This is a genomic window from Amycolatopsis sp. NPDC057786, from assembly GCF_042797905.1.
Taxonomy (GTDB): Bacteria; Actinomycetota; Actinomycetes; order Mycobacteriales; family Pseudonocardiaceae; genus Amycolatopsis.
This window is the reverse complement of sequence record NZ_JBHVKW010000089.1, coordinates 26,598-36,492: the sequence shown is the minus strand read 5'-3', so window position 1 is coordinate 36,492 and position 9,895 is coordinate 26,598. Positions and strand designations below refer to the sequence as shown.

The 9,895-nt window shown below is 68.5% G+C and carries 11 protein-coding genes; 2 read left to right on the top strand and 9 right to left on the bottom strand.

What is annotated here, in order from left to right; all coding sequences use genetic code 11:
• Positions 1-46: 46 nt before the first annotated feature.
• Positions 47-706 (bottom strand): endonuclease NucS, encoded by a 660-nt coding sequence (gene nucS, locus ACFVM3_RS32775; RefSeq protein WP_044852472.1) that lies wholly within the window; start codon positions 704-706, stop codon positions 47-49.
• A 37-nt stretch (positions 707-743) separates the two neighbouring features.
• Between nucS and ACFVM3_RS32770 the strand changes: the two genes are divergently transcribed.
• Entirely contained in the window at positions 744-1,286 is a 543-nt protein-coding gene (locus tag ACFVM3_RS32770) for an NUDIX domain-containing protein (protein WP_378443778.1), read from the top strand.
• Between the two features lie 2 nt (positions 1,287-1,288).
• On the opposite strand, the gene ACFVM3_RS32765 is transcribed toward ACFVM3_RS32770, so the two are convergent.
• Both ACFVM3_RS32765 and ACFVM3_RS32760 read right to left on the bottom strand, forming a co-directional pair.
• A complete protein-coding gene (locus tag ACFVM3_RS32765) occupies positions 1,289-2,062 on the bottom strand; it encodes an enoyl-CoA hydratase-related protein (protein ID WP_126732670.1) in 774 nt (257 codons plus the stop codon).
• A complete protein-coding gene (locus tag ACFVM3_RS32760; protein ID WP_378443777.1) occupies positions 2,035-3,021 on the bottom strand; it encodes a GlxA family transcriptional regulator in 987 nt (328 codons plus the stop codon). The genes ACFVM3_RS32765 and ACFVM3_RS32760 overlap by 28 nt, the downstream gene beginning before the upstream one ends.
• Before the next feature lie 71 nt (positions 3,022-3,092).
• Between ACFVM3_RS32760 and ACFVM3_RS32755 the strand changes: the two genes are divergently transcribed.
• Positions 3,093-3,653: a cysteine hydrolase family protein gene (locus tag ACFVM3_RS32755; RefSeq protein ID WP_378443776.1), complete on the top strand. Its 561-nt coding sequence runs from the start codon at positions 3,093-3,095 to the stop codon at positions 3,651-3,653.
• Here ACFVM3_RS32755 and ehuA read toward each other — a convergent pair.
• The 6 genes from ehuA to ACFVM3_RS32725 form a co-directional block, all read right to left on the bottom strand.
• Entirely contained in the window at positions 3,650-4,414 is a 765-nt protein-coding gene (gene ehuA, locus ACFVM3_RS32750) for an ectoine/hydroxyectoine ABC transporter ATP-binding protein EhuA (protein WP_378443779.1), read from the bottom strand. The two genes, ACFVM3_RS32755 and ehuA, sit on opposite strands and share 4 nt — an antisense overlap.
• A 7-nt stretch (positions 4,415-4,421) precedes the next feature.
• A complete protein-coding gene (gene ehuD / locus ACFVM3_RS32745; protein ID WP_378443775.1) occupies positions 4,422-5,078 on the bottom strand; it encodes an ectoine/hydroxyectoine ABC transporter permease subunit EhuD in 657 nt (218 codons plus the stop codon).
• Positions 5,078-5,773, bottom strand: a complete 696-nt coding sequence (gene ehuC / locus ACFVM3_RS32740) for an ectoine/hydroxyectoine ABC transporter permease subunit EhuC (protein ID WP_378443774.1) — start codon at positions 5,771-5,773, stop codon at positions 5,078-5,080. Before ehuC ends, ehuD begins: the two co-directional genes overlap by 1 nt.
• A gap of 12 nt (positions 5,774-5,785) precedes the next feature.
• Positions 5,786-6,679 carry an ectoine/hydroxyectoine ABC transporter substrate-binding protein EhuB gene (gene ehuB / locus ACFVM3_RS32735; protein WP_378443773.1) on the bottom strand — a complete coding sequence of 298 codons (894 nt, stop codon included), beginning with the start codon at positions 6,677-6,679 and terminating at the stop codon, positions 5,786-5,788.
• Positions 6,680-6,797: 118 nt separating this feature from the next.
• Positions 6,798-8,819: a protein meaA gene (locus tag ACFVM3_RS32730; RefSeq protein WP_378443772.1), complete on the bottom strand. Its 2,022-nt coding sequence runs from the start codon at positions 8,817-8,819 to the stop codon at positions 6,798-6,800.
• Positions 8,820-8,900: 81 nt separating this feature from the next.
• Positions 8,901-9,467, bottom strand: a complete 567-nt coding sequence (locus ACFVM3_RS32725) for a hypothetical protein (RefSeq protein WP_378443771.1) — start codon at positions 9,465-9,467, stop codon at positions 8,901-8,903.
• Positions 9,468-9,895 lie beyond the last annotated feature (428 nt).

The following is a 9,895-nucleotide window of genomic DNA, read 5'->3' as shown; positions in this document are numbered from 1 at the left end:
GTGGTTGCGCGTGCAACCACCGCGTCCAGAGGACCACTCGCGAAACTCAGAACAGCCGGAACTCGTCCGATTCGATGCCGCGCAACGCGTCGTAGTCCAGCGTGAGGCACCGGATCCCCCGGTCCTCGGCCAGCACCCGCGCCTGGGGCTTGATGATCTGTGCCGCGAAGACACCCTGCACCGGCGCCAGCAGCGGGTCGCGGTTGAGCAGTTCGAGGTACCGCGTCAGCTGCTCGACGCCGTCGATCTCGCCGCGCCGTTTGATCTCGACGGCGACACTGGCCCCGTCGGCGTCGCGGGCCATGATGTCGACCGGGCCGATCGCGGTCGGGAACTCCCGCCGCACCAGCGTGTAACCCTCGCCGAGGGTCTTGATGTGCTCGGCGAGCAGTTCCTGCAGATGCGCCTCGACGCCGTCCTTCTGCAGTCCCGGTTCCGCGCCGAGTTCCTGGGCGTGGTCGTGGAAGATCTCGTCGATCGTGATGACGAGCTTCTCCCCCTGCTTGTTCTCGACGATCCACAGCTTGCCGTCCTCGATCAGCCAGCACGGCGGGCTCATCCAGTTCAGCGGCTTGTAGGCGCGGTCGTCCGAGTGCACGGACACCGAGCCGTCGGCCTTCACGAGCAGCAGCCGGGTGGCCATCGGCAGATGGGCGGTCAGACGGCCGGCGTAGTCGACCTGGCAGCGAGCGATCACAAGGCGCACCCCGCGAGGGTAGGACAAGCACGGCGATACTGTGCGCATGGACCCCGTTCAGCGTGTCAGCTCCCGCGAGGTGTACCGCAACAACTGGATGACCCTGCGCGAAGACGCCGTCCGGCGGCTCGACGGTTCCGAGGGGATCTACGCCGTCGTCGGCAAACCCACCTGTGCCGTGGTGATCCCGTTCGACGGCGCCAGGTTTCACCTGGTCGAGCAGTTCCGCTATCCGGTCGGGATGCGGCGCTGGGAGTTCCCGATGGGCACCGCTCCCGAAATGGCCGACGTCCCGCCGCTCGAACTCGCCGCCCGCGAACTGCGGGAGGAGACCGGGCTGATCGCGGGCTCGATGGCCGAACTCGGCAGGACCGACGTCGCGCCAGGGTACTCGAGCCAGCGCGGGCGCGTGTTCCTCGCCACCGACCTCACGCAGGGTGAAGCCCAGCGCGAGGTCGAGGAGCAGGACATGCGGACGGCCTGGTTCGAGCGCGGGGAGTTCGAGAAGATGATCGCTTCGGGCGACATCACCGACGCGCAGACGCTGGCCGCCTACACGCTTCTGCTCATGCGCGAGCGCGCGCTCTGAACTCAGTCGGGCCAGACCGGGGAACGCTTCTCCAGGAACGCCGCCATCCCCTCACGTGCCCCGGGCAGCTGCGAAGCCGAAGCCATCACCTCCAGCGCCAGCGCGTAGGCGTCGGCCTCCGGCCGGTCCAGCTGCGCGTAGAGGGTCTGCTTGCCCATCGCCTTGCTGGCCCGGCTCCCCCGCGTCGCGCGTCCGAGCAGCGAAGCGACGGCTTCGTCCAGCGAGTCGTCCGGCACGACGCGGTTCACCAGGCCCCAGTCCAGCGCGGTCGCGGCGTCGACGACGTCGCCGGTGAGCGCCAGTTCCATCAGGCGTTTCCGCCCGATCGCGCGCGCCACCGGCACCGCGGGCGTGTGGCAGAACCAGCCGCCCTTGCCACCGGGAAGGGCGAAACCGGCGGACTCCGCGGCGACGGCGAGGTCGCACGAGGCCACCAGCTGGCAGCCCGCCGCGGTCGCGAGCCCGTGCACCCGCGCGACGACGACCTGCGGGACGGACTGCATCGTGCCCATCAGGTCCGTGCACAGCCGCAGCAGCTCGCGCACGCCCATCAGGTCGCGCGCGGCGACGTCGCCGAAGTCGTGTCCCGCCGAGAACACGGGCCCGGCGCCCGCCAGGACGATCCCGGTCGCGTCGGTTTCCCCGGCCTCGCGGAACGCCGCGAGCAGCTCGGCGAGATGGTCCGCCGACAGTGAGTTGCGCCGCGCGGCGCGGTTCATGGTGATCGTGACGGTGTCACCGTCCCGCTTCACGAGGATGTGCTCGTACTCGGCCATGCTTCGACGGTAACCGACCGGAACGTCCGGCGATACGAATCGGGCCCGACACCGACGTCGGCCCGGAGCCTTCGCCGCAGGTTGGCGGCGGTGCCGAGGCCGGACCGCTGCGCCACCCGCTCGACCGGGAGCTCGGTGGTCTCCAGCAGCCGCCGCGCGAGCCGCACCCGCTGCGCGCGCAGCCACCGCCCCGGTGTCACCCCGGTGGCCGCCGCGAACTCGCGGTGGAAGGTCCGCTCGCTCAGCCCGGCGTGACCGACGAGGTCGTCGACGCCGATGTCGCCGGCGATCCGCTCCAGCGCCCAGTCCATTGTGGACGAAACACTCGGTCGCGACGGCTTGGGCGGCAACGGGTTGTCGACGTACTGCCGCTGGCCGCCTTCCCTCGCGGGCGGCATCACCAGCCGCCGGGCGAGCGCGGCGGCGACCTCGGCGCCGTGATCGCGGCGCACCAGATGCAGGCAGAGATCCAGCCCGCCGACCACCCCGGCGGAGGTCAGGACGTCACCCTCGTCGGTGAACAGGACGTCCCGCTGGACGACGGCGTCGCGAGCGGCGGCTTCGAGGTCGTCCAGCAGCCGCCAGTGCGTGGTGACGGACCGGCCGTCGAGCAACCCGGCCGCGGCGAGCGTGAAGGCACCGGAACACAGCGACGCCACGGTGATCCCCGCCCGGTGCGCCTTGCGCAGCGCGGCGACGGCGGCCGCGGGCACCTCGGCGTGCGGATCCACCCGGCCGGGCACGAGGACGAGATCACAGCCCGCCAGCCCGCTCAGCCCATGGGTCGCCTCGATCCGGCCGAACGGATGGGCGGCGATCGAGCCGCGGCCGGCCGCGCAGAGCCGGACCTCAAAGGGACCGATACCGCTGTCGGTCCGGTCGACGCCCCAGACCTCGCCGATCACGCCCAGGTCGAAGGACCGGCTGCCCGGCAGGAGGAGCACACCCACGGTTCGCATGGCAGGAAAGTACCGTATCGCGCTTCTTCTGCCACTCCCCACCGGCGCCGGCAAGCGTGAAACTCGAAGCCATGACCACTGAGAACAAGGCCCTGCTCGTGATCGACGCCCAGCGCGGCTTCGACAAACCCGTCTGGGGCCCGCGCAACAACCCCGGCGCGGAGGCCAACATCAAGGCGCTCGTCGACGCCTACCAGGAGCGCGGACTGCCGATCGTGCTGGTGCACCACGACTCCGTGAAACCCGGCTCATCCCTGCGGCCGGGGCAGGAGGGCAACCACTTCAAGCCCGAACTCGACGGCGTGCGCGCGGATCTGGTGTTCGGCAAGAAGGTCAACTCGGCCTTCCACGGCGACGTCGATCTCGACGGCTGGCTGAAGACCCGCGGCCTCACGTCGTTCGTGCTCGCCGGTATCCAGACGAACTTCTGCTGCGAGACCACCGCGCGCGTCGGCGGGAACCTCGGCTATGACGTGACTTTCGCGCTCGACGCCACCTTCACCTTCGACCTCGCCGGGCCGGACGGCGGAGTCCTGACCGCGGACGAGCTTTACCGGGCGACCGCGACGAATCTGCACGGGGGCGGATTCGCCACGGTCACCTCGACGAAGGAGATCCTGAGCGCGCTTTAGGCGCGATCTATGACCGCTTTGAGGAACCGCCGCGTCCGGTCGTGGTCCGGATCGTTGAACAGCTTGTCGGGCGTGGCGTCCTCCAGCACCTGTCCCTGGTCGAACATCATCACCCGATCCGACACGTCCCGCGCGAACTGCATCTCGTGCGTGACACAGAGGATCGTGATGTCGGTGGACGTCGCGATCTCACGCAGCACGCGCAGTACGTCGGCGACCAACTCCGGGTCGAGCGCCGAAGTCACCTCGTCCAGCAGCAGCACGTCGGGCCGCATCGCGAGCGCGCGGGCGATCGCGACGCGCTGCTGCTGGCCACCGGACAGCCGGCTGGGGTGCTCGTCCTTCTTGTCCGTGAGCCCCACCATTTCCAGCAGTTCGACGGCCCGCGCCTCGGCCTCGTCCCTGGGGACACCGAGCGAATGGATCGGCGCCTCGGTGATGTTGCGCAGCACGTTCATGTTGGGGAACAGGTTGAACTGCTGGAACACCATGCCGATCCGTTTGCGCGCCTCGCGCAGGTACTTCTCGTCCGCGGGCACCAGTTTCCCGCCGCGCTTCATGTGACTCAGGTAGTCGCCGCAGACCTCGATGGTCCCGCCGTCGACCTTCTCCAGTGTCATCAGCAGCCGCAGGATCGTCGTCTTCCCGGAGCCGCTCGGCCCGATCAGCGAGACGAACTCCCCCGGCGCGACGGTGAAATCGAGGTCCCGCAGCACGACGTGATCCCCGTAGGACTTGACCACCTGCGAGAACCGGATCATCGGGGAATCAACTGTGGGCGGCACGTCGCTCCAACCTTCTCACCAGAATCGAAGCCGGCAGGCTCACCAGCAGGAACAGCACCCCGGCCAGGGTGTACGGCTCGACGACGCGGAACGTGTCGGCGCCGACCTCCTTCGCCCGCGCCAGGACGTCGACGACGCCGATCGCCAGCAGCAACGGGGTTTCCTTGAACATCGAGATCGTGTAGTTGCCGAGCGCGGGCAGCACTCGCGGCACCGCCTGCGGCAGGACGACCGCGGCCCACACCCGCGACCGCGGAAGGTTCAGCGCGGTCGCGGCCTCCCACTGTCCTTTCGGGACAGCCTCGATCCCGGCACGGTAGACCTCGGCAGCATACGTCGCGTAGTGCACGCCGAGCGCGATGACACCGGTGGCGAACGGGGACAAGGTCATGCCGCCCACCGGCTGGATCACGTAGTAGAGAACGAACACCTGGATCAGCAGCGGCGTACTGCGGACGAACTCGATGAACAGCCGGACCGCCTGGGACAGCACGGGAATCCCGCCGCGGTGGATCAGCGCGAACACCAGGCCCAGCACGTAGCCGACCACCGAGGCGAGCAGGGTGATCTCGACGGTGACGAGAAGCCCTTCCAGCAGCAGGGGAATCGAATCGAAGGCCGATTTCCAGCTCCAGTCCATCACACACCTCCCGCGGTGGCCGTCATCTTGGCCGGGGCCCGGCCGAGGCGCCGCGCGGCGTGCCGTTCCAGCAGCCGCATCCCGCTCGTGATCAGCAGCGCGAGCAGGAGGTAGAGCACGAGTTCGGTGCCGTAGATCCAGCCGATCTCGGCACTGAACACCGGCCGCAGCAGTTCACCTTGGCGGGCCATCTCCGGGACCCCGATGAACGACAGCAGCGCGGTGCTCTTCAGCAACTGGATGAAGAGATTGTTGAACGGTGGCAGCATTTCCGCGAACGCCTGCGGCAGGATCACCCGCCGCATCCGCTGGGCCGGGCTCAGGTTGAGCGCGACGGCGCCCTCGAACTGCGCGCGCGGGACGGAGTTCACCGCGCCGCGGACGATCTCCGCGCCGTAGGCCCCGTGGTTGAGGCCCAGCACCAGGATCCCGGCGAACATCGGCACCAGCTGGAGGCCGACGAGCACCGGAAGCACGAAGTAGAGCCAGAACAGCTGGACGACTTCCGAAGTGCCGCGGAAGATCTCGACGTAGACCCGGGAAATCCCCCGTACCGGCCGGGACGGGGATCTCAGCGCCAGCCCGGCGGCCAGCGAGAGCACCACGGTGAGCGCGATCCCGCCGAGCGCCGCGGTGACGGTCGCGGTCAGTCCACTGAGGACGGACGTGATGATATGCGATACCGACGAGGACATGAGGTTCGCCCGTCACACCGCGCAGAGTGTCTCGGTGGTGACGCCGGGCTTCGGCAGGTTGTCGGCCGAGAATCCGAACGGCGTCACGATCCTGGTCCATTCGCCGCTGTCCTGCAGCTTCTTGAGTTCGACGTTGAAGGCCTCGCGCAACGGGGTGTCGTCCTTGCGGAAGACGAAAGCGCCGGCGGACACGACCGGTTTGCCGTCCTTGACCGGCTCGAAACCGGGCGTGACCTCGGCCGCCGCGCCGGGGCTCTTCGCCAGCACGTCCTTGAGGGAGATGTCGGTGAGCGCGGCGCAGTAGACGCGGCCGTCGGTGACCGCGCGGAGCATGTTGTCCTGCGAATCGAGGGTGACGATCTGGTCCTCGGCGACGCCGGAGTCGGTGGCGTACCCCTTCTCCACGGCCGCCGAGAGCACGGCGACCTTGACCTTCTTGGCCGCGATGTCCTCGAACTTCAGCACCTGCTGCGGGTTCCCCTTGGGGACCAGCAGAGCGGTCAGCGCCGAGTAGTCGGGGATCGAGAAGGCCGCCGCGTCGCACCGTTCCTTCTTGATGTTCATCCCGGCCGCGACGACGTCGTACTTCCTGGCGTTGAGCGCGGGGATCAGCTGGTCGAAGGAGACCGCTTCGGCTTCCACGTTGTCGATGCCCATGGCCTTGAAGACCGCGCGGGCGACCTCGGGCGCCTCACCGGTGACCTTGCCGCTCTGGTCCGTGAAACCGTACGGCGCTTCGTTCGCGATACCGATCTTGATCTTCTTGGAGCTTTTCGCCGCCTCCAGCGCGTTCCCGGAAGTCGTCGTCGTGCACGCGGACAACAGCACCGGACCGCCGACCGTCACCGCGCCAAGAATCGCGGACCGCCGGAAGAACTCCCGCCTCGACCACTCGCCGTGCACCATCGCGGCACCTCTTTTCGATTAATCGGTTTTAATCGAAACGTAGGTGGGTACCTTGGCGCGGGCAGTGTGAGCGGGTGGCGAACCACCCGCCGTTACGGTACCGAGATTTACGGTGACTTTATGTGCTCAGGCCGTGGCGCTCGCGCACCAATCCGACAATTCCGTCCATGATGTCGGTGAGTTCGTAGTCCTTCGGCGTGAACACCTTCGCGATCCCCCGCTCCAACAGGAGCTTCTCGTCGTCGGGCGGGATGATGCCGCCGACGATGACCGGGATGTCGCCCGCGCCCGCGGCCCGCAGGCCGTCCACGACCTGCGGCACGACCTCGAGATGCGAACCCGAGAGCACCGAGAGCCCGACGACGTGCACGCCTTCCTGGACGGCGGCCGCGACGATCTGCTCCGGCGTGAGCCGGATGCCCTGGTACACCACCTCGAAACCGACGTCGCGCGCCCGCACGGCCACCTGCTCGGCGCCGTTGGAGTGCCCGTCGAGACCGGGTTTGCCGACCAGGATCCGCAGCCGCTCGCCGATCTCGGTGTTCGTCGCCTTGACCCGCTCGCGGACCCGGCGGATCTCCTCGTTGCCCTCACCCGCGGCCGCCGACGCGGAAACCCCGGTGGGAGCGCGGTATTCACCGAACACCTCGCGCAGCGCGCCAGACCATTCGCCGGTGGTCACCCCGGCGCGGGCGCACTCGATCGTGGCCTCGAACAGGTTCTCCGACGTCTTCGCGATGGCCTTGAGTTTCTCCAGCGCCGACTCGGCGGCCGCGTTGTCGCGACGCGTCCGCCATTCCTCGATGGCGGTCACGGCCTGCTTTTCGACGGCGGGGTCGATCGTTTCGATCGCCTTGGCCCCCTCGGCCTGCAGCGGCGAAGGTTCCGTCGTCTCGAACTTGTTGACCCCGACCAGGATCCGCTCGCCGTTCTCCATACCGCGCCGGTACTCCGCGAGCGAGGCGACGAGCTGGGACTTCATGTAGCCGCTCTCGACGGCCGCGACGGCACCGCCGAGATCCTGCACGCGCGCGATCTCCTCGCGCGCGCCCGCCATGATCTCGTCGACCTTGGCCTGGATGACGTGCGAGCCGTCGAAGATGTCCTCGTACTCCAGGAGATCGGTCTCGAACGCGAGCACCTGCTGCATCCGCAGCGCCCACTGCTGGTCCCACGGACGGGGAAGGCCGAGCGCCTCGTTCCACGCGGGCAGCTGGATCGCGCGGGCCCTGGCGCCGCGGGAAAGGGAGACCGCGAGCATCTCCAGCACGATGCGCTGGACGTTGTTCTCGGGCTGCGCCTCGGTCAGGCCCAGCGAGTTGACCTGCACGCCGTAGCGCAGCCGTCGCGCCTTGGGGTCCGTGACGCCGTAACGATCCCGGGTGATCTCGTCCCAGAGCGCGGTGAACGCGCGCATCTTCGACATCTCTTCGACGAACCGCACGCCGGCGTTGACGAAGAACGAGATCCGCGCGACCACCTTGGCCATGTCGGCCTGCTCGACCTGCCCGGAGTCGCGGACCGCGTCGAGGACGGCGATGGCGGTGCACAAGGCGTACGCGACCTCTTGCGTCGGCGTCGCGCCGGCTTCCTGCAGGTGATAGCTGCAGATGTTGATCGGGTTCCACTTCGGCACGTGGTGCACGGTCCACGCGATCATGTCGGTGATCAGGCGGAGACTCGGGCCCGGCGGGAAGATGTAGGTGCCGCGGGAGAGGTATTCCTTGATGATGTCGTTCTGCGTGGTGCCGGTGAGCTTGGCCAGCACCTCGTCGACGTCGCGGCCCTCGGCTTCGGCCTGCTCGCGGGCCACGGAGACGTAGAGCGCCAGGAGCCACATGGCGGGCGCGTTGATCGTCATCGACGTGTTGGCCTCCGCGAGCGGGATGCCGTCGAAGAGCCGTCGCATGTCGCCGATATGCGAGACCGGGACACCGACCTTGCCGACCTCGCCCTTGGACAGCTGGTGATCCGGGTCGTAGCCGGTCTGCGTCGGCAGATCGAAGGCGACCGAAAGGCCGGTCTGCCCCTTCGCGAGGTTACGGCGGTACAGCTCGTTGGACGCGGCCGCGGACGAGTGGCCCGCGTAGGTCCGCATCACCCAGGGGCGGTCCCGTTCACGGTCCGTGGGATAGGGCACGGTCTACCTCCGGCGCTGGACGACCGTCTGAGTGTACCGGCCGGTAACATCGGCCGCCGAGTTGAATCGGACACAGTCGGGTCATTCTTCGGCCATCGAGCCCTGGCGCTGTCGTGCCTCGTCAACGGCTTTCGCGAGCTTCTCGCGCACTTTCGCCACGTCGCTGACACCCACGAGGATGACCGGCGGCTCGCGGTCCTTCCCGGTACCCGCGCCGAAGTTCGCCGACGCCCACGCCAGCACGCCGAGCCTGCCGAAGGTGATCGTCCCGGTCTTGCCCGGCCCTGGCGTGACGACGGGATCCGCCAGTCCGGCCAGCGCCGCGGACTCCTCCTTGCGGCGGACGAGTGAACTGGTCGCGATGACCCGGCCGTCCGTCACGGCGTACGTGGTCGAGGCGAGCCTGAGGTAGCGGATCAGCGGCCTGCCTGCGAGATGGAAGACGCCGGCGGCGGTGAGCACGACCCACGCGGCCATGTGGAACGCCGTGTCGTGATTGGCGGCGAAGAACGCCGTGACGCCACCGAGCCAGAGCAGGCCGACAGGGACGTTGAACCGGTCGCCCGGATTGAAGAGGGGCCTGCGCACCGGCTGCCCGGCCCAGATGACCCGTTCGCCCGGAAGGAGGTCGATCTGCCCCTCATGCATGCCACGGCACACTACCCGTCCGGGGGATGGGCGAGGAGTGTCCGTTCGTCGGTGAAATTCCGGGCCGAACGGACCTGTCCGAGTCGTCTCGGGCAAGTCCGTGAAGGCCTCCTCCCAGGTACACCGGCGACCACAGCAGGCAGAGCGGCTGCACGGGTGGCGTTTTCGCGCGCTGGGAGGGATGGCACGCGTGATCGCGGCCGATTCGCGGCGGAGCCCGGCCGTGGTCGTGTCGTCCGCCTGATCACGCGTGTCGTCCGCCTGATCACGCGAGTCGTCCGAACGGCCACGAGACCCGACCCCTTCGGTACCGGCGCCTCTTCCTGTCCTGCTGGTGAAGCGTCCCGCCAGACGTTGCGAAAGTGGGCTTTCGCAACGTCGGCCGTAGGCAGGCAGGCACCTGAGACACCCTGGCCAGAACCCGAATC